Below are 20784 nucleotides of genomic sequence, written 5' to 3'. Positions count from 1 at the left end.
GCCGGCGCCGAAAGCAAAGTTGAAGGAGCGACCGAAGGCGATATCGAAGCAGGTGGCGGAGATGCCTGATTTCGCCTCGCCGCAGCTCTGCGCCGCGGTCGAAAGCCCGCCCAATGGCGCGGGATGGTGCCACGAGATCAAGTTCGACGGCTATCGCGTGCAGCTCCGCGTCGAGGATGGTGAGGCCGTGCTGAAGACCCGCAAGGGGCTCGACTGGTCCGACAAGTTCGGCGCGATCGTGAAGGAGGCGGGCAAGCTGCCGGATGCCCTGATCGACGGCGAGATCGTTGCGCTCGCCGAGAACGGCATCCCGCACTTCTCGACGCTGCAGGCGGCGCTCTCCGACGGCAAGACCGACCAGCTGATCTTCTACGCGTTCGACCTGCTGTTCGCAGGCACCGAGGATCTGCGCCCGCTGCCACTCACCGAGCGCAAGGCGCGGTTGAAGGCGTTGCTCGCGGCGCGCAAGGGCAAGAACGTCCTGATCCGCTATGTCGAGCATTTCGAGGAGCGCGGCGAGGCCGTGCTGGACTCGGCGCGCAAGCTCGGGCTCGAGGGCATCGTCTCCAAGCGGCTCGACGGCGCCTATCGCTCCGGCCGCTCGGACGACTGGACCAAGGCGAAAATCCGCGCCGGCCATGAGGTGGTGATCGGCGGCTGGAAGACCACCAACGGCAAATTCCGCTCGCTGATGGCGGGCGTCTATCGCGACGGTCATCTCGCCTTTGTCGGCATCGTCGGCACCGGCTTCGGCCAGGACACGGTCCGCCGCATCATGCCGGCGCTGAAGGCCGCGGCATCGGACACCAGCCCGTTCGGCGGCGAGGACGCACCGAAGAAGACCCGCGACGTGCACTGGCTGAAGCCCGAACTGGTCGCCGAGATCGAGTTCGCCGGCTGGACCGACGCCGGCAATATCCGTCAGGCCGCGTTCAAAGGCCTGCGCCGGGACAAGCCGGCGCATGAGGTCGAGGCCGAGCGGCCGGTCGTAACCAGAGTGGTGAAGCCGATGGCCAAGGGGAAATCATCCGGCGAGGTGATGGGCGTCGCCATCTCCCATCCCGACAAGGCGCTATGGCCCGACGCTGGCGACGGCGAGGCGGTGACGAAGCTCGACCTAGCAAACTATTTTGCAGCGGTCGGCGAATGGATGATCTCCTACCTCAAGGGCCGGCCGTGCTCGATCGTGCGTGCGCCTGACGGCATCAAGGGCGAGACGTTCTTCCAGCGTCACGCGATGGCCGGCACGTCGAAGCTCCTGAAGCTCGCCAAGGTCTCCGGCGACCGCAAACCCTATTTGCAGATCGACCAGATCGAGGGGCTGGCTGCGGTCGCACAGCTCGGCGGTCTCGAGCTACATCCCTGGAATTGCGCGCCGGATGCCTATGACACGCCGGGTCGGCTGGTGTTCGATCTCGATCCGGCGCCCGACGTCGCGTTCTCCGACGTGATCGACGCCGCCAAGGACATGCGCCAGCGGCTCACCGCGGTCGGCCTCGAGAGCTTCTGCAAGACCACCGGCGGCAAGGGCCTTCACGTCGTGGCGCCGCTGCTCTCAAGTGCGAAGGACAAGGTGACGTGGAAGGAAGCCAAGGCGTTCGCGCAAGCGATCTGCCGGTGGATGGCGCAGGATGATCCCGAATGCTATCTGGTCAACATGTCGAAGGCCAAGCGCACCGGAAAGATCTTCCTCGACTACCTGCGCAACGACCGGCTCTCGACCGCGGTCGCGGTGCTGTCGCCGCGGGCGCGGCCGGGCGCCGCCGTGTCGATGCCGCTGACCTGGACCCAGGTGCGCGGCGATCTCGATCCGAAGAAATACACGGTGCGGTCGGTGCCTACCCTGCTCGCGAAGACCAAGGCCTGGGACGGCTATGAGGGCGCGGCCTCGTCGATCAAGCCGGCGATGAAGAAGCTCGCGGCATTGTAGCCGTCATCGGGCGGGCTTGTGCCGTTGACTCACGTCGTCATACCCCGCGAAAGCGGGGTATCCAGTACGCCGCGGCTCATCGATTCAATCGTCGACGCCTCTGGAATACTGGATCACCCGCGAAGGCTTTCGCGGGTGATGACAGTTGTTGATGCGGATAGGGCGCAACACACGCCCCGGCGCTACAAGCGTCCCAGCAGGAGCAGGATCAGCAGGATCACGATCACGAGGCCGAGACCGCCGCCGCCATAATAGCCTGTGCCGTAGAACGGTCCGCCGCCGATGCCGCTGAAGCCGCCAAGCAGCGCAATGACCAGAATGATAAGAATGATCGTTCCAAGTGACATCTCAGTTCTCCTCAGCCCACGGGCCTGTCGTCTCTGCCCTTCGGGGGAGGAAACAACCCGCAACTGTGAAGGTTCCGGTTTGAGCGGTGCGATAAAACTGTGTGATCTTCCATTTGCGGTGGAACAGAATTACATCAACAGAATCCATGGAGGAGTACACCACGATGTCGGCTCCGCTGATTGTCTCGATTCCCCACAGCCTCGGCCGCGACGAGGCGATGCGCCGCCTGAAGACAGGCCTGTCGCGCGCAGCCGCGAACGTGCCGGTGCTGAGTGTCGACGAGGAGCGCTGGGAGAATAACCGCATGAACTTTCGTGTCCGCGCGATGGGGCAGGTCGCGGCCGGACATGTCGACGTCGAGGATGCCGTCGTGCGTGTGGAGGTGACGCTGCCGTGGCTGCTGCAACGCTTCGCCGAGGTCGCGCAGGCCGCCATTCAGAAGAGCGGACAGTTGCTGCTGACCAAGCGCTGACGCGCGGTGTCAGCTGTGTGAGCGCGCGCGCTTTGAGGCTTGCCTCGATGCTGCCGCAACCTTGGCCTTCAGCACCGCGACCGGCAGACTGGCGAACAGTGTCGAGAGCTGAATTTTGTTATCGCCGCTGGGGAGGGCGTATCCAACCAGGCCGAGCTCGCCTTCAAAGGCCTCAGGTGGCGGCCAGCTGCGACCGCCCTGCGTGAACGGCGCGAACGATTTCGTCACCGCGACGATGACTGCCTCGCGGCCATGGCGCCGTGCGAAGGCGATGACACGATCGCGGTGCGGCCCGCTGATGGCCAGCGGTTCGTAGCCGCCGCTGGTGAAGATTTCGGCCGCCTCGTTGCGCAGCCGCAGCAGATGCCGCGTCCATGCGAATTTGAGCCGGCCGTCGCGCCAGCTCTGTGCCAGCGCGTCCCAATCCGGCGTCTCCAGCGCTGCAAGCGCTTCCGCGCGTGCGGCAAAATCGACCGGACGGCGATTGTCGGGGTCGACCAACGAGAGGTCCCAGCTTTCGGTGCCTTGGTAAAAGTCCGGCACGCCCGGCATGGTCGCCTTCAGCGTGATCTGGCTGAGCGAATTCAATGCGCCGATCAGCGCGGTGCGTTCTGCCAGCGTGTTGAGCGCATCGAGGAACTCAGGCGAGGTCTTGCGATCGAGGATCCGCTCGATGAAGGTTTTCACGCCGGCCTCGTAAGGCTGGTGCGGATTGAGCCAGCTGGTTTCCTGCTTGCCCTCGCGCGCCGCCTTCAGCGCATAGGCCTGGATGCGCGCGACCAGCGCTGGATCATCCGGGTCCCAGGCCCCGAGCAGGGCCTGGTACAGCATGTATTCGAACGTCGCCGACGGTGCGCGCATCTCGCCATCGAGCACCAGATGCGGCGCGTTCAGCACCTTCCAGCGCGCCACCGCGCTGGTCCATTCGCCGGGGGTTTCCGCGAGCGCCATGATCCGGGCGCGGGCGTCCTCGCCGCGCTTGGTGTCGTGGGTCGCGGTCGAGGTCATGCCGTGCGGCCATTCGCGGGCGCGGGCCTGCATCATGGCGTGGAAGGTCTCAGGCGCAATCGCACGCGCCGCCGGATCGCCGCCGACCTCGTTGAGCGCCAGCAGGCGGTGATAGCGATAGAACGTCGTGTCCTCCAATGACTTCGCCATCAGCGGCCCGGTGAATTGCTGCACCTTCAGCGCGAAGCGCCGCACCCGCGGCGCGCTGTGCGGGGGGCGGCCGGGCTTCAGCAGGTCCATCGTCAGGGCATCGCGCAGGAAATCGAAGATGCCCTCGTCGGCGGCGAACCAGTCGGCGCGGGCTCGCTCGATGGTCTCGCTGATCAGCGCACGGTCATGCACGGTCGGGCCGGAGCCGGTGAGATAGGTGCGATAGACCGGGAAATGCAGCACGTAGAGTTCGAGCGCCTGGCGCAGGCTGTCGGCGGAGAAGTCGCGGGTCGAATAATGCCCGCTGGCGATGCGTGCGACGAGCCGCGCCAGCACGATGAATTCGCTGGTCAGCAAGGTCTCCAGCACGCGGCGCTTGGCTGCGCGCAGCACCGGCGTCAGGTTCGGCGACTGGTTGCTGATCTGGCGCCAGATCTCGTTGAGCGGATCGAGGCCGGTGCCGTCGACCAGCACCTGGCTGATCGTGTTCATCCATTCATAGCCGGTGGTGCCGTGGACGCCGGCAAACTTCGTCAGCTTCTCGTCCTCGCCGAGGATCTTCTCGATCACCATGTAGAACGGCTTTGCCTTGGCGCCCTGCGCGGAGCGGATCAGGCGGCGCAGCCGTTGGAAATATTGCGCGGGATCGCGCAGGCCGTCGATATGGTCGAGCCGCAGGCCCTGCAGCCGACCTTCCGCAATCAGCCGCTTCACGAGGCTGTGGCTCGCTTCGAAGGTGGCGGCGTCCTCGACCCTGAGGCCGGCCAGCGTATTGACGTCGAAGAAGCGGCGATAGTTGATGTCGCTGGAGGCCAGCCGCCAGTGGCCGAGCTTGTAGTGCTGGCGCTCCAGCAGGTGGTGTAGCGCCAGCGTCTGGGTCGGGCGATCCTCGCCGGCGCGATAGGCATCGAGCCCGCGCGCGATGATCGCGGCGCTATCATCGATCGCCTTGATCGCCGCCTTCAGCGTCGGGGCTTCGACGCGGTTCGGATGGCGCAGTCCGCGGTATCGCGCGGCGAGTTCAAGCATGGCGCGTCCAGCTGCGCCGTCTTCGGCGCCGGCCTCGCGGACGATGGTCCGCAGCACTTCGCCGTACCGCTCCGGTGCGATCGGCAGGCGGTGCTCGAAATACCAGGCGGAGAAGCTGCCTTCATTTGCGTCGTAACGCAGCGCGATGTCGCCGCGCTCCAGCGCCTGGCCATAGGACGAGCCGAGGATCGGCAGCAGCACGCCGCCGCGCCCGCGATAGGGCAATTGGTCCCAATCGACGTCGAAGGAGACCGCGTGCGGCGATACCGGTCCCCATTCCAGCACATCGAGCCACCACGGATTATCGGCAAAATGGATGCCGACATGGTTCGGCACGAAATCCAGGATCAGCCCGAGGTCGTTCTTCTTCAGCGCATCGCTGAGCCGCGCGAAGCCTTCTTCGCCGCCGAGCTCCGGATTGAACTTGGTGTGGTCGACGACGTCGTAGCCATGGGTCGAGCCCTGGCGCGCCTTCATGAACGGCGAGGCATAGACATGGCTGATGCCGAGCGCCTTCAGATACGGCGCCACGGCGGCGGCAGCATCGAAGTCGAAATCGGCGGTGAGTTGCAGTCGGTATGTCGCGATCGGGATCGCCGGAGGCATTGTGCTATCCGATGTACCAGCGCACCGCCCAGCCGGGGAGGTCGTTCGACAACGCGCCGCCCCATATCGCAGTTCCCTTCGGCTCCGGTGTGCCGGTGATCTCTCGATCGGACAGATTGGCCGTGAGCCACAGCGTGCGGCCGCTGCCCATCTGCCAATGCGCAGTCAGGAGATCGCCCGTGACGCGGTCACCGCCGAACCGTGCCGCTGGGAGGTGCGGCGTGATTTCGCGCCGGCGCACGGCGAGCAGGTCACGCACCAGCGCAAGCCGTGTGCGGGCGGGATCGTGGCCGAGCGTCGCCCAGCCGAGCACCGCCGACCGCACCGTCTCCTCGGCAAGCGGGTCGGGAATGTCGTCGCCATATTTGGCATAGGCCCAGGCGAATTCCCTGCGCCGTCCGGCGCGGACCGCGTTGGCGAGGTCACCCTTGAAATCGCAGAAGAACGGGAAGGGCGTCGTCGCACCCCATTCCTCGCCCATGAACAGCATCGGCGTGTTGGGTGCGATCAGCGTCACCGCCAGCGCGGCTTCGATCGCCGCAGGCTTTGCGAGGCTTTCGAGCCGATCGCCGAGCGGCCGGTTGCCGATCTGGTCGTGGTTCTGCAGGAAGTTGATGAAGCAGGTCGGTGACAGCGCGCCGCTCGGCTCGCCGCGCGCCTTGCCGCCCCAGAACTCCGAGACCTCACCTTGATAGATGTAGCCGGACGACAGCGCGCGTGCGAGGTCCTGCTTCGGTGAGCGGTAATCGCCATAGTAGCCCTGGGCTTCGCCGGTCAGCAGCACATGCCAGGCGTGGTGATAGTCGTCGTTCCACTGGCCGCGGAATTTGCCATGCGGCGGGTCCTCTGCGGCATCGAGCAGGCTTGCGATGTTGTCGCCGTTCTCCAGCACGAGGTTGATCTGCCGGCCGGTCTCGGTGGCTAGCTGGCCGGCGGCCTTGCTGAAGTCGTGCAGGATGGAGACTTCGCCGGCTTCGACGATGGTGTTGACGGCGTCGAACCGCAGCCCGTCGAAGCGGTAGTCGCGCAGCCAGCTCACGACGCTGCCGATCGCAAAGGCGCGCACTTCGGGCACGCGGTAGTCGATCGCGCTGCCCCATGGCGTGTGCGCGTCGCTGAAAAAGGCGGGCGCATAGCGGCCGAGATAATTCCCCTCGGGTCCGAAATGATTGTAGACCACGTCGAGCATCACCATCAGCCCGCGCAGATGCGCCTCGTCGATCAGGGTCTTGAGGTCTTCGGTCATGCCATAGGCACTGTCGGGCGCGTACCACAGCACGCCGTCGTAGCCCCAGTTGCGCGTCCCTGCGAAATCCGCCAGCGGCATCAGTTCGATCGCGGTGATGCCGGTTGCGACGAGGTGATCGAGCTTGTCGATCATCGCGCGATAGGTGCCCTCCGGCGTGAAGGTGCCGACGTGAGCCTCGAGGACGACGGCCTCATGCCACGGCCGTCCGCGCCACTCGGTCGCGCGCCATTTGAAGGCGGTGTGATCGATCACCTCGCTCGGGCCGAACACGTCGTCCGGCTGGAATGCGGAGGCGGGATCGGGCACATCGACTTCGTCATCGATGCGGAATTTATAACGGGTGCCCGCCCGTGCGCCCGGAATCTCGGCAACGTACCAGCCGGCCGCATCGCGCGTGAGTGCATGCGGTTTGTCGAGCAGGAGGTCGACACGCCTGGCTGCCGGCGCCCACAGCCGGAAGCGCGCGCCATCGGGCGTCAGCTCAGCGCCGAAATGCTGCCTGCTCATGCGGAGCCCGCAAATGCCAGCACCGAGCGCGGCGGTGCCGTGGTGTCGGTGCCGGATGCGAATTGGTCACCGGTCTGCTCCGCCTTGGTGGTGTTCAAGACCTGCCGCCAGCTGCTGTATTCCGCCATCCTCGGCATCCTGAACACGATCTCCTGCGGCGCGGCATTCAGCACGATAAAGATCGGCGCCTGGCCTTGTTCCATCGGCCCCAGCACGTAGGCGAGGAACCGGCTTTCCGGGAATTTCCAGTCGGACTCCTTCATCTCCTCTGCCGCCGGCGTCAGCCACAGCACGCCGTAGCTGCCGTCGCCGCGGCGGCCGTCGAGCCAGCTCTGGCAGCGGATTTGACCGAAGCGCTGGCGCAGCGCGGTGAGATGGCCGATGAAATCGATGGCGTCGTCGTCCGTGCCGAGATTCTCCCAGCCGATCCAGCCGGTCTCGTTGTCCTGGCAATAGGCGTTGTTGTTGCCGCCTTGCGTGTTGGCGACCTCGTCGCCGGCGAGGATCAGCGGCGTGCCCTGGGCAAGCAGCAGGCAGGCCAGCGCATTCCTTCTGAGCTGGCGGCGCAGCGCGATGATCGCGGGATCATCGGTCGGGCCTTCGTGGCCGCAATTGTTGCTGTGATTGTCGTTGGAGCCGTCGCGATTGTCCTCGCCGTTGGCTTCGTTGTGCTTCTCATTGTAGCTGAAGAGATCGGCGAGCGTGAAGCCGTCATGCACCGTGATGTGGTTGACGCTGGCGCGGGTCGCGCGGTTGTCGTGGTGAAACAAATCCGACGAGGCGGTCATGCGGCCCGAGATGTCGCCGATCAGGCTGCCTTCGCCGCTCCAGTAGCGCCGCATCGCGCTGCGATAGCGGTCATTCCACTCCGACCATTGCGACGGAAACGCACCGACCTGATAGCCGCCGAGACCGAGATCCCAGGGTTCGGCGACCATCTTTGCGGTCGCCAGCACCGGGTCCTGGCGTATTGCGGTGAGGAAGGGATGGTTGCGATCGAACCCGTTCGGTCCGCGGGCAAGTGTCGTGGCAAGATCGCAGCGGAAGCCGTCGACATGGCAGACCTCGACCCAATAGCGCAGCGAATCCATCACCATCTGCAGCACGCGCGGATGGGTGAGATTGACCGAGCTGCCGCAGCCGGTGAAGTCGTCGTAGAAGCGCGGGTTCTCGCGGTTCAGCCAGTAGTAGGAGGCATTGTCGATGCCGCGGAAGCACAGCGTCGGGCCCATATGGTTGCCCTCGGCGGTGTGGTTGTAGACGACGTCGAGCAGCACCTCGATGCCGGCATCGTGCAGTCGCGCGACTGTCGTACGAAACGAATCCAGCGCATTGTCCTGGGCGTAGCGTGCCTCGGGTGCGAAGAAGGCGATGGTGTTGTAACCCCAGTAATTCGAAAGCTTCTTCTCGACCAGGATGCGGTCGTCGATCAGCCCATGGATCGGCAACAGCTCGATGGTGGTGACGCCAAGCCGCTTCAGGTGATCGATCATCGCCGGCGACGACAGCCCGCCATAGGTGCCGCGCAGGTTCGGCGGCACGTCCTCGCGCTTCTGCGTCAGGCCCTTGACGTGCGCCTCGTAGATGATGGTGTCTTCCCAGGGAATGTGCGGCCGGATCTCGCGGCGACCCCAGTTGAAGGTCTCGTCGACCACGACCGCCTTCGGCATGCCGCGGGCATTGTCGCGCCGGTCGAACGAGAGATCCTCGCGTGCGCTGCCGGTGCGGTAGGCGAAATGCGCATCGCTCCACACCAGCCGGCCCGCCAGCCGCTTGGCGTAGGGATCGAGCAGCAGCTTGTTGGCGTTGAAACGGTGGCCGCGCTCCGGCGCATAGGGCCCGTAGACGCGGTAGCCGTAAAGCTGGCCCGGCGAGACGTCGTTGAGATAGCAGTGCCAGACGTCCTCGGTGCGCTCCGGCATCTCGATCCGCTCGAGCTCGCGGCGGCCCTGGCCGTCGAACAGGCACAGCTCCACCTTCTCCGCGTTGGCCGAGAACAGCGCAAAATTGGTGCCCCTGCCGTCCCAGCTTGCACCGAGCCGTGCGGACGTTCCTCCGGTCAGTCGCATGAATCAGCTTTCCGGTACGAGGAAGATCGCTGCCAGCGGCGGAATGGTGAGGCTGAGCTCCGGCGTGGCGCCCTCCGAGGCACGGACCTCGCCGACATTGCCGACATTGGTGCCGCCGTAATGGGAGGAATCCGAGTTGAACACCTCGTGCCACTTGCCTGCGAACGGCACCCGGACGCGATAGTTGCGATAGACGTTGGGCGAGAAGTTCAGGACCACGAGGCAGCGGGCGCGCGCGTCATTGCCCTTGCGGATCCAGCCGAACACATTGTTGTTGGCGTCGTCGGTGACGACCCATTCGAACCCGGCCTGGTCGCAGTCGAGCTCGTGCAGCGCCGGCAGCGCGCGGTAGAGCCGATTGAGATCGCGGACCAGGTTCTGGATGCCGCTATGCCTCGGCTGTTGCAGCAAATGCCAATCGATCGAATGGTCGTGATTCCACTCGCGCTCCTGGCCGAACTCGCAGCCCATGAACATCAGCTTCTTGCCGGGGTGGCCGAACATGAAGCTGTAATAGGCGCGCAGATTGGCAAAGCGCTGCCAGTCGTCGCCGGGCATGCGGCCGAGGATCGAGCGCTTGCCGTGCACGACCTCGTCGTGGGACAGCGGCAGGATGAAGTTCTCCGAGAAGGCGTAGTGCAAGCCGAACAGGATGTCGCCGTGATGGAATTTGCGGTGGATGGGATCCTTGCCGATATATTTCAGCGTGTCGTGCATCCAGCCCATATTCCACTTGTAGCCGAAGCCGAGCCCGCCATATTCGACCGGGCGCGACACCTGCGGCCACGCCGTGGACTCTTCCGCCGCCGTCGTTGCCTGCGGAAAATGTGCGAACAGCTCGGTGTTGAAGCGGCGCAGGAAATCGATCGCCTCGATATTCTCGCGGCCGCCATATTTGTTCGGGATCCAGCCACCGGCGGGACGGCTGTAGTCGAGATAGAGCATCGAGGCGACGGCATCGACGCGCAGCCCATCGATGCCGTAGCGATCGAGCCAGAACAGCGCATTCGACACCAGGAAGTTGGTGACCTCGGTGCGCCCGTAATTGTAGATCAGCGTGCCCCAATCGAGGTGGCGGCCTTGCAGCGGATTGGCGTGCTCATAGAGCGCGGTGCCGTCGAAATTGCCGAGACCGTGGGGATCGTCGGGGAAATGCCCGGGGACCCAGTCGAGCAGCACGGCAACCCCTGCGCCGTGGCAGGCGTCGATCAGCGCGGCGAAATCGTCGGGCGAGCCGAACCGGCTGGTCGGCGCGAACATGCCGGTCGGCTGATAGCCCCAAGAGCCGTCGAATGGATGCTCGGTGATGGGCAGGAATTCGACATGAGTGAAGCCCATGTCACGGGCATAGGCCGGTAGTTGCTCCGCCATCTCGCGATAGGTCAGCCACTCGTTGCGGCCCTTGCGGCGCCACGATCCGAGATGAACCTCGTAGATCGACATCGGCGAGCTCAGCGCGTTGACGCGATCGGGCGCCGGGCGCGGATGCGGGATCTTGCGCTCGTCGAGCACGATCGAGGCGGTCTTCGGGCGCACCTCGGCGGCGAACGCCAGGGGATCGGACTTCAGCGGCTGATGCTGGCCGTTGCGCCCGATGATCTCGAACTTGTAGTGGTCGCCGACGCGTGCGCGCGGGATGAACAGCTCCCAATAGCCCGGGCCGCGTACCCGCATCGGATGCCGCCGTCCGTCCCAGAAATTGAAGTCGCCGACCACGCTGACCCGCCGCGCATTGGGCGCCAGCACCACGAAGCCGATGCCGTCGACGCCGTCGAGCGTCATCGGATGGGCGCCGAGCGTGTCGTAGACGCGCAGATGCGTGCCTTCGCCGAGCAGATAGAGATCGAAATCGCTCAGGATCGGCGGAAAGCGGTAGGCATCCTCCAGCTCGACGACGTTGTCGCCGAAGCGGGCGCGGAGCTGGTAGCGCGTCGAGCCGTTCGGCAAGGGACCCGCGAACAGGCCTGCGTCATGGATTTTGGCCAGCGGCGCCGCCTCGCCATGCTCGCCGATCGCCTCGACATTGCTGGCATCAGGCAGGAAGGCGCGCACGACGTTGCGATCCCCCTCGGCGTGGAGCCCGAGATAGTGGAAGGGATCGGAGTGGCGGCCCTCGATGATGGCATAGGCCTCGGCGGGCAGTTTGGTCATGCAACCTCATGCGGCTGTTGGGCCAGGAGTCTCAACAGGCCAGTCAGTGGGACGCGGAGCCAATCCGGCCGGTTGGCCAGCTCATACTCGATCTCGTAGAAGGCTTTCTCAAGCAGGAAAAAGTTGAGCAGTCGGTCGGCCGCCCTGGCGTCTGCCGGCCACAGGCGCTGTCCGGCCATGGTCTCGCGATAGGCGGTCAAAAGGACCTCCGTGGCCTGGTCGCGCCATTCGGCGAGAGCCAGGCTCAGCCTGCCGCTCTCGTCGGGCGCGACCCTGAGCGCGCGTTCCAGCGCCGCGGTCGCGGCATAGTCGATCGAACGGATCAGGCCGGCGACGTCGCGGGCCGCCGGCGCCTTGCGCCGCCGCTCGGCGATGGTGCGGCCGGGTCCGCCGTCGAAATCGATGATGAAGATGTCGTCCTTGGCGACCAGGAGCTGGCCGAGATGCAGGTCGCCGTGATGGCGGATGTTGAAGCCGTCGGTCTCGCGCGGCAGCAGCGCCTTCAGCCGCTCCGGCAGCATGTCGTGCTGGGCCTGCAACTGATCGGCCAGCAGCCGCTCGGGCTCCTTGAGGGAGCCGCGGCGCTGCTTCAGCGTGTCGAACACGCGCTCGGCACGCGCCATGATCTCGTCGATCCAGCGCTGCAGGTCTTCGGGCCTGGTCGGCTCGGGCGCGAAGTCCGGCAGGTCGCGATTGCTGGCGAGCGCGATGTGCAGCTCGGCGAGGTGCTTTCCGCCGTGCGACATGTGGCGCAGCCAGGTCGCATGATCGCCATTCTCCTCCGGACGTTCGCTCGCCGCCAGCAGGCGCTGTCGCTCGATGAGGCGGTCGAGATGCGAGGCCGCGACGGTCCAGAGGTCGCCCTGGTTGACCACCATCGCATGCAGCACGGCGACCGCGCTGCGCTTGTCGCCCTCGACCAGTTCGGAGGTGCCGAGCAAAGCCGGCGTGTTCGGAAAGGCGACCACTTCGGTAAGGAAGCGGCCCATCTCGATCTCCGGATTGATGCCGACCTCGAGCTTCCGGTAGATCTTGGTGACATATTCGTTGTCGACCAGCGCGGTCGAATGTGGCTGATCGTTCTCGAACACACGGATGCGCTCGGGCTGCCGCACCGGCCGGTCGGAGAAGCGGCTGGTCGGCCGGAATTCGAGCTTCAGGCCCTGCTCGCCCTCGTCGACTGTGAGGTTTTCCCGTAAGTTTCGCAGGAACAGGCCGGTAAAGATCTGGTCGGTGGCGACGTCGAGCAGCGTGCCTTCGCGCGCGCCCTGGCGCACGGCGGCGAAAGCGCGCGGATTGTAGCGTTCACGGTCGAAGCGCACCCACTCGATCTGCATCGGCAGCACGTAGCGGCTGGTGGTACCGCGCTGCGTGGTCTCGAAGACGATCAGCCAGGGCCTGTTGTCGCCGACGTCGCAGAACGGGATCGCCGACACCAGCGTTGGCTGGATCGCCTTGGCGGAATGCTCCGGATACCAGCGCGTACGGGCGAGATGGCCGGGCAGCACGTCGTGCTCGAACACGCCGCGCTCGCGCGCCAGCGAGGTCCAGGTCGAATTGAGCGGCACCACCAGCGTCTCGAATTCCGGCACGGCCCGTGGCGTCACCGGCTCGGACTTGTCGCGCTCCTGCAACTGGAACCAGTAGAAGCCGTAAGGGGCGAGCGTGATCATGTAGGGCAGCTCGCCGATCGCCGGGAAGCGCGTGCGCCCGAGCATCTCGAGCGGGATGCGGTCCTTGAAGGCGGAGAGGTCGAGCTCGGTAGCCTGCGCCGAGCGCGACAGATTGGCGACGCACAGGATCACCTCGCCCTGGTACTGGCGCACATAAGCGAGCACCGAGCGGTTCTCCGGGCGGATGAAGGTCATGGTGCCGCGCCCGAAGGCGAGCGTCGACTTGCGCACCGCGATCAGCCGCTTGGTCGCCGAGAGCAGCGACGACAGGCTGCGCGACTGCGCCTCGACATTGACGGCCTCATAGCCGTAGACCGGGTCCATGATCATCGGTGCGTAGAGCCGCGCGGGATCGGCACGCGAGAAGCCGCCATTGCGATCCGGCGACCATTGCATCGGCGTCCGCACGCCGTTGCGGTCGCCGAGATAGATGTTGTCGCCCATGCCGATCTCGTCGCCGTAATAGATGATCGGCGTGCCGGGGAACGACAGCAGCAGCGAGTTCATCAGCTCGATCTTGCGCCGGTCATTGTCCATCAGCGGTGCGAGGCGACGGCGGATGCCGACATTGATGCGGGCGCGCGGGTCGTTGGCGTAGGTCGACCACAGATAGTCGCGCTCGACGTCGGTGACCATTTCCAGCGTCAGTTCGTCGTGATTGCGCAGGAACAGCGCCCACTGGGCCGCGGCCGGAATGTCAGGCGTCTGCCGGAGGATGTCGGTGATCGGAAAGCGGTCTTCCTGGGCGATCGCCATGTAGATGCGCGGCATCAGCGGGAAGTGATAGGCCATGTGGCATTCGTCGCCATGGCCGAAATATTCCTGCACGTCCTCCGGCCATTGATTGGCCTCGGCCAGGAGGATCTTGCCCTTGGCATAGGCGTCGAGCTCCTGGCGCAGCCGCTTGATGATGGCATGCGTCTCCGGCAGGTTCTCGTTGTTGGTGCCGTCGCGCTCGCACAGATAGGGAATGGCGTCGAGCCGGAAGCCGTCGACGCCGGTGTCGAGCCAGCGCTTCATCACCTGCACGATGGCGCGCACCACGCGCGGATTGTCGAAGTTGAGGTCCGGCTGGTGCGAGAAGAAGCGGTGCCAGTAGAACTGGCCGGCCTCCGGATCCCAGGTCCAGTTCGACTTCTCGGTATCGGTGAAGATGATCCTCGTATCCAGGTACTTCTGATCGGTGTCGCTCCAGACATACCAGCTGCGCGCGCTGGAATTCGGCGGGCTGCGGCGCGCACGCTTGAACCAGGCATGCTGGTCCGAAGTGTGGTTGACGACCAGCTCGGTGATGACGCGCAGGCCGCGCTTCTTGGCTTCCTGGATGAAGCGCTTGAAGTCCTTCATCGTCCCGAAATCGGGATTGATGTCGCCATAATCGCCGATGTCGTAGCCGTCGTCGCGGCCGGGCGAGGGATAGAACGGCAGCAGCCACAGCGCGGTGACGCCGAGCTCCTGCAGATAGCCGAGCTTCTCCGTCAGCCCCGCAAAGTCGCCGATGCCGTCGTTGTTGCTGTCCGCGAACGCCTTGACGTGCAGCTGGTAGATGATCGCGTCCTTGTACCAGAGTTGGTCCGCGGTCTCGGTTGCGACCTTCACCTCGGCATCGACGGAGGAGAATACGTTCATGAAAGCTCCTTCAGGCGACACAGCGCAACAGCAACGCGGGATCGCGCGCAGGATCGAGATGCAGGCGAATGCCTCCCCATTCGAGCAGGTGGCGCTCGCCGGTGACGAGGTCTTCCACTTCCGTGACGGGGCGGCGGGCCTCGCCGCGGCCGACCATGATGTCGCCGAGCGGAAGCCAGACCTCGCGCGGCTCGCCCGACAATGCAATCGCAGCCGCAATCACATTGCCCTGATCGGCGGCCTCCTTGATGAAACCGATCACGCCACCGTCATCGACATTGATAAAGCGCAGATTGGCGAATTGTTGCAGGGCCGGATTGCCGCGCCGGATTCGGTTGAGGGCCGCGATATAGGGCTTGATGTTCCCCACCTGATCCCAGTCGCGAACCCTGATCTCGTATTTCTCGGAGTTGAGATATTCCTCGCGGCCGGGGACCGGCGTGTGCTCGAGTAGCTCGAAGCCGCTATAGATGCCGTAGCTGCTTGAAAGCGTCGCGGCCAGCGCGAGACGCGACTTGAACATCCAGGACTCGCCGCTTTGCAGGTGGAAGGGCAGGATGTCGGGTGTGTTGACGAAGAAATTCGGCCGAAAGAAGTCACGCTCGGGATACGAGGTCAACTCGCCGAGATACTGTTCGAGCTCGACGCGCTGGGTGCGCCAGGTGAAGTAAGTGTAGGACTGCGTGAAGCCGAGCTTGGCGAGACCCTTCATCAGTTTCGGCCGCGCGAAGGCTTCGGAAAGAAAGAGCACATCCGCATCGCGGTCCTGCACCTCGCGGATCAGCCATTCCCAGAATGCCAGCGGCTTGGTGTGCGGATTGTCGACCCGGAAGATCGTGACGCCCTGTTCGACCCAGAACAGCACCACATCGCGCAGCGCACGCCATAGCGCGGCTGCGTCCTTGGATCCGAAATCCGGATTGATGACATCGTCCCAGCGCTGCGGCGGATGTTCGGCGGTGCGCATCGATCCGTCCGGACGCCGCTTGAACCACTCCGGATGCGCGGTCACCCAGGGATGATCGGGCGAGCACTGCACGGCGAAATCGAGCGCCACCTCGAGGCCATGGGCGTGGCATGCCGCCACGAAAGCGCGGAAGTCGTCGAGCGTGCCGAGCTCCGGATGCACCGCGTCGTGGCCGCCCTCGGCCGCGCCGATCGCATAGGGGCTGCCGGGATCGCCTGGCTGCGCGATGGCGGCATTGTTGCGGCCCTTGCGGTGCGTCTGTCCAATCGGGTGGATCGGTGCTAGCAACAGGACGTCAAAGCCCATCGCGGCGATGTCGGGAAGCCGGGCGATGCAATCGTTGAAGGTCGCATGCGCACCGGGCGTCCTGCCCTGGCTGCGCGGAAACATCTGGTACCACGCGCCGCTGCGCGCCCGCGGCCGGTCCGCGGTCAGGGGATAAAGCTGCGATCGCACCAGGTCGCGGCGAAACTGGCTGCCGGCCATCGCCTCCCGCAATTCGGGTGCGAGCAGCGCGCCCGGCTCGCCGGTCTGCAGAAAGATTTCGCACTGCCTGATGATGATTGCGGCTGCGGCAGGTCCCCCGGCCTGCGCCTGGGTCAGCATGCCCGCGCCTTCGACCGCATCCAGCGTGTGGTCACAGCCGTCGCGCTGCTTCTGCTCGAAGCGATGCCGCCAGCTGGCGAAGTCGTCGGTCCAGGCCTCGATCGCGAAACTGTAGCGGCCCGGCCGGCCGGGCACAAAGCTGCCGCCCCAGCGGTCGTCGCTGTGCGGCATCATCGGCGCGTGTTGCCATTCGCCATCGCCCTCATGCCGCCACACCAATGCCGCTGCGATCACATCATGTCCGTCACGGTAGATATCGGCCCACACCTCGACAGGTTCGCCCGCGATGCGCTTGACCGCAAAGCGGCCGCCATCAACCGACGGATAGACATCGGTAATATGAAAAGTGCCGTAGGCACTCTCGACAGGCCGGGCGGTTTTGTTCACGGTGATGCCGCCATTGAATAGGCAAATGAAGTCCCGGCGCCGGGAAGGAGGCACGCCAGACCCATATAGAAAGCCGCTCGCCGGGCAATGGTTCCCGGTGGGAACGCCGGATAGGGTGGAGCGTTGAACATCAACTATCCCTTTCCCGTATCTGTACAATTTAGCAACGATCCCAATACCGTTGCGAGCAAGCAGCGTGCCGAATGGACCTTTACGCCAAAGCCCAGACCCTGGGAATCCAGACCGAGTATATCGATGGTAGCGGTCACCGCCGTGTGACAACCCCCGAGGCGCTGACGGCGATCCTCGCGGCGCTGCCGCCCCAGACGCCGCGTCGGATGATCGCCGATCCCGTGGTCGTCAGAGGCGGCCATGGCGGACAGACGCAGCTCGCGGAGACGGCCCGGCTTCCGGTGCAATGGAAGCTCACCAACGGCACTGCGGTGCTCGCGCAAGGCGAGGCGCATGAGCGGAGTGTGACGTGGCCGTCGGGCCTGCCCGAGGGCGTGCACCGGTTGCAGCTCAAGGACGCATCGGGCAGCGAGGAGCTGCCGCTGCTGGTGGCGCCGGACGGCGCATTCGGCGGCGCGTTCGACCGCTGCTGGGTGATCGCGGTCCAGCTCTATGGCGTGCGGTCCGCGCGCAACTGGGGCATCGGCGACTTCACCGATTTGCAGGGCCTGCTCGAATTCGCCCATCGGCTCGGCGCCGATGGCATCGGGCTCAATCCGCTGCATGCGCTGTTCGACGATCGGCCGGGCGATTGCAGCCCGTATTCGCCGAACAGCCGGCTGTTCCTCAACGCGCTCTATGTCGACGTCGCGAAGATTCCCGAATTCCGCGCCGATGCCGAAACCCAAGCCGCGCTGGCGCAGCTCCGCAGCCGCGACATGGTCGACTATGTCGGTGCCGCGGCGCTGAAATGGCCCGCGCTGCGCGCGGCTTTCGCAGCCTTCAAGGCCAATCCCGGCCTCGGCCGCTGGCAGGATTTCGAGGCCTATCGCAAGGAGCAGGGCGTGCTGCTGTCGCGCTTCGCCTGCTTCGAGGTGATGCGGCACAAATTCAACACGCCGTGGTGGGAATGGCCGGACGAATGGCGGCAGCCCAACGATACGGCGTGCGCGAAATTGCGCCGGGCGCGCGACACCGCCACTGAGGTCGAATTCGTTGAATTCGTGCAATGGACCGCGGATCGGCAGCTCGGCGCCTGCCAGGCGCTCGCGCACAAGCTCGGCATGCGGGTCGGACTTTATCTCGATGTTGCCGTCGGCGTGCAGTCGGATGGCTTCGACGCATGGAATGAGCAGGTCGCGATCTCGCGTCATCTCGGCGTTGGCGCGCCGCCCGATCCGCTCAACACCGCGGGCCAGGATTGGGGGCTGGCCGGCTTCAACGCCGCCGGCCTCGAACAGCGTTTGTTCGAGCCGTTCCGGCAGATGTTGCGCGCCTCGATGCACCATGCCGGCGCGATCAGGCTCGACCATGCCTTCGGGCTGAAGCGGCTTTATCTCGTGCCGCGCGGCTTCGGCCCGGCCAACGGCGCCTATGTGCTGATGCCGTTCGAGGCGCTGCTGGCCGCGACGGCGCAGGAGAGTGTGGCGAGCCGCTGCGTCGTCATCGGCGAGGACCTCGGCACCGTGCCGCCGGGTTTCCGCGAGCAGATGAGTGGCTGGGGTATCTGGTCCTATCTTGTGATGATGTTCGAGCAGGATGACCAGCGCGCCTTCCGCAACGCCGACTACTATCTGCCGAATGCGCTGGTCACCTTCAACACCCACGATCTCTCGACCTATGCCGGCTGGCGCTCGTTCAGCGACCTCAAGACCAAGCGCGCGCTCGGGATCGACCCCGGCGAGACCGACCAGGGGCGCTGGGACGCACTGGGTCAGCTCGACGACGTGCTGCGCCGGCACGACATCCACCACAACGATTTCTATTCGGTGGTGAGCTTCATGGCACGGACGCGGTCGCGGATGATGGCGGTTTCGATGGAGGATTTGCTCGGCATCGTCGAGCAGCCGAACATCCCCGGCACCGTCTGCGAGCATCCGAACTGGAAGCGGCGGCTGCCGGTCCTGCTCGAGCAACTCGCGTCGGCGATCGACCCCGACGCGCTCAAGCGCGCAACCCGTGAGCGGTCGCACGCAGGCTAACGCGGAGCACGGTGTGTGGCTTCCCGGATCGAAGACTATGGACTGATCGGCGATTGCGAGACGGCGGCGCTGGTCGGCCGCGACGGCTCGATCGATTGGCTGTGCTGGCCGGCATTCGATTCCGATGCCTGCTTCGCGGCGCTGCTCGGCACGTCACGGAACGGCCGCTGGCAGCTGGCGCCGGCCGGGACGATCAAGCGGACCTCGCGCCGCTACCTGGACGATACGCTGATCCTGGAGACGCGGTTCGAGACCGAGGGCGGCGTGGTCGCGCTGATCGACTTCATGCCGCCGCGCGGCAACGCTTCCGACGTGGTCCGCCTCGTTCGCGGCATCAGCGGCCGCGTCAAGATGCACATGGAGCTGGTGATCCGCTTCGGCTTCGGCGTCGACGTGCCCTGGGTGAAGAAGAATCCGGACGGCGAGGGGCTGCTCGCGATCAGCGGGCAGGACATGACCGTGCTGCGCACGCCGGTCGCGACATCAGGCAAGGACCTGACCACGCTCGCCGATTTCGAGATCGGCGAGGGCGACACCGTGCCGTTCGTGCTGACCTACGGCGCGTCCTTTCAGCCGGTGCCGGCGCCGATCGATCCCGAGGCGGCGCTGAAGGATACCGAGGACTACTGGAGGGAATGGTGCAGCCGCTCGACCTACGACGGCGGTGATCTGCGCGGCCTCGTGATGCGCTCGCTGATTACGCTGAAGGCGCTGACCTTCAGGCCGACCGGCGGCATCGTCGCGGCGCCGACCACGTCATTGCCGGAAAAGCTCGGCGGCGCGCGGAACTGGGACTATCGGTTCTGCTGGCTGCGCGACGCCACCTTCACGCTGCTGGCGCTGATGAATTCGGGATATACCGAGGAAGCGGCGGCCTGGCACAACTGGCTGCTGCGGGCTGCGGCCGGCGCGCCGGCCAACATGCAGATCATGTACGGCATTCTCGGCCAGCGTCGCCTGCTGGAATGGGAAGCCGGATGGTTGCCCGGCTATGAGGGGGCGACGCCGGTTCGCGTCGGCAACGCTGCGCATGCGCAGCTCCAGCTCGACGTCTATGGCGAGCTGATCGACGCCTTCCACCAGTCCCGCATGGCCAGGCTGAAGCTCGACGAGGAGAACTGGTCGCTGGAGTGTACCGTCGTCAATCATCTCGCCGAGGTCTGGGACCAGCCGGATCACGGCATCTGGGAGCGCCGCGGCACGCCCAGACACTACGTGTTCTCCAAGGTGATGTGCTGGGTCGCGTTCGACCGCGCCATCAAGAGCGCCGAGCGGTTCGGCTTCAAGGCGCCGTTGGTCAAATGGCGGGTGCTGCGCGAGGCGATCCATCGCGACGTCTGCCAACGGGGCTTCGACTCCGGTCTCAACAGCTTCGTCGAGAGCTATGGTTCAAAGCTGCTCGACGCCAGCCTGCTGCTGCTGTCGTCGGTCGGCTTCCTGCCGCCGACCGATCCGCGCATTCGCGGCACGATCGAGGCGGTCGACCGGCACATGATGCGTGACGGGTTCGTGCTGCGTCACGATCCGCGCGAGGTATCCGATGAAATCCAGCCGATCGAGGGCGCGTTCCTGGCCTGCAGCCTGTGGCTCGCCGACGCCCATGTGCTGGCGGGAGACGTCGACAAGGCGCAGACCATGTTCGACCGCGTGGTGGCGGTCGCCAACGATCTCGGGCTGCTGGCGGAGGAATTCGATTCCGGCGCCGGCCGGCAGACCGGCAACTTCCCGCAGGCGCTGACCCATATCGCGCTGATCAACACCGCGCACAATCTCAGTGCCGCAAGGGCCGACGCCGAGAAGCCTGCGGTGCAGCGGTCGACCTGATTTTCCGGATCGTGGCTTAAAGCATG

At 65.4% G+C, this 20784-nt stretch carries 11 protein-coding genes; 4 read left to right on the top strand and 7 right to left on the bottom strand.

Annotated elements, in window-relative coordinates; translation table 11 throughout:
- On the top strand, nucleotides 1-1930 hold a 1930-nt coding region (ligD, locus tag H8A95_RS19055), incomplete at its 5' end, for a DNA ligase D (RefSeq protein ID WP_229184510.1).
- A 182-nt stretch (nucleotides 1931-2112) separates the two neighbouring features.
- Here the strand turns inward: ligD and H8A95_RS19050 are convergent.
- A complete protein-coding gene (locus H8A95_RS19050; protein ID WP_076865768.1) occupies nucleotides 2113-2277 on the bottom strand; it encodes a DUF3309 family protein in 165 nt (54 codons plus the stop codon).
- A 164-nt stretch (nucleotides 2278-2441) separates the two neighbouring features.
- On the opposite strand from H8A95_RS19050, the gene H8A95_RS19045 reads away from it, so the two are divergent.
- Nucleotides 2442-2750: a polyhydroxyalkanoic acid system family protein gene (locus H8A95_RS19045; protein WP_229184509.1), complete on the top strand. Its 309-nt coding sequence runs from the start codon at nucleotides 2442-2444 to the stop codon at nucleotides 2748-2750.
- 9 nt (nucleotides 2751-2759) lie between these two features.
- Here H8A95_RS19045 and treY read toward each other — a convergent pair whose 3' ends face one another.
- Genes treY through H8A95_RS19015 form a run of 6 tightly spaced genes read right to left on the bottom strand, consistent with a single transcriptional unit; the run spans nucleotide 2760 to nucleotide 16781 of the window.
- Nucleotides 2760-5543 carry a malto-oligosyltrehalose synthase gene (gene treY, locus H8A95_RS19040; protein WP_229184508.1) on the bottom strand — a complete coding sequence of 928 codons (2784 nt, stop codon included), beginning with the start codon at nucleotides 5541-5543 and terminating at the stop codon, nucleotides 2760-2762.
- Between the two features lie 4 nt (nucleotides 5544-5547).
- Entirely contained in the window at nucleotides 5548-7299 is a 1752-nt protein-coding gene (gene treZ / locus H8A95_RS19035) for a malto-oligosyltrehalose trehalohydrolase (protein ID WP_229184507.1), read from the bottom strand.
- The gene (gene glgX, locus H8A95_RS19030) at nucleotides 7296-9368 is read right to left on the bottom strand and encodes a glycogen debranching protein GlgX (protein ID WP_229184506.1); all 2073 of its coding nucleotides are present in this window, start codon (nucleotides 9366-9368) and stop codon (nucleotides 7296-7298) included. Before glgX ends, treZ begins: the two co-directional genes overlap by 4 nt.
- Nucleotides 9369-9371: 3 nt before the next feature.
- A complete protein-coding gene (glgB, locus tag H8A95_RS19025) occupies nucleotides 9372-11519 on the bottom strand; it encodes a 1,4-alpha-glucan branching protein GlgB (RefSeq protein WP_229184505.1) in 2148 nt (715 codons plus the stop codon).
- Nucleotides 11516-14821 carry a maltose alpha-D-glucosyltransferase gene (gene treS / locus H8A95_RS19020; protein ID WP_229184504.1) on the bottom strand — a complete coding sequence of 1102 codons (3306 nt, stop codon included), beginning with the start codon at nucleotides 14819-14821 and terminating at the stop codon, nucleotides 11516-11518. Before treS ends, glgB begins: the two co-directional genes overlap by 4 nt.
- Before the next feature lie 10 nt (nucleotides 14822-14831).
- A complete protein-coding gene (locus H8A95_RS19015; protein ID WP_229184503.1) occupies nucleotides 14832-16781 on the bottom strand; it encodes an alpha-1,4-glucan--maltose-1-phosphate maltosyltransferase in 1950 nt (649 codons plus the stop codon).
- Nucleotides 16782-16984: 203 nt separating this feature from the next.
- On the opposite strand from H8A95_RS19015, the gene malQ reads away from it, so the two are divergent.
- Together malQ and H8A95_RS19005 are read left to right on the top strand one after the other, a co-directional pair.
- Nucleotides 16985-18934 (top strand): 4-alpha-glucanotransferase, encoded by a 1950-nt coding sequence (gene malQ / locus H8A95_RS19010; protein WP_229184502.1) that lies wholly within the window; start codon nucleotides 16985-16987, stop codon nucleotides 18932-18934.
- Nucleotides 18935-18949: 15 nt separating this feature from the next.
- On the top strand, nucleotides 18950-20758 hold the full coding sequence (locus H8A95_RS19005) for a glycoside hydrolase family 15 protein (protein WP_229184501.1): 1809 nt from the start codon (nucleotides 18950-18952) through the stop codon (nucleotides 20756-20758).
- The last annotated feature ends 26 nt before the right edge of the window (nucleotides 20759-20784 follow it).

Origin of the sequence: Bradyrhizobium oropedii (assembly GCF_020889685.1) — a bacterium.
Classification (GTDB): Bacteria; Pseudomonadota; Alphaproteobacteria; order Rhizobiales; family Xanthobacteraceae; genus Bradyrhizobium; species Bradyrhizobium oropedii.
This window is presented reverse-complemented; position numbering and strand designations above follow the sequence as displayed.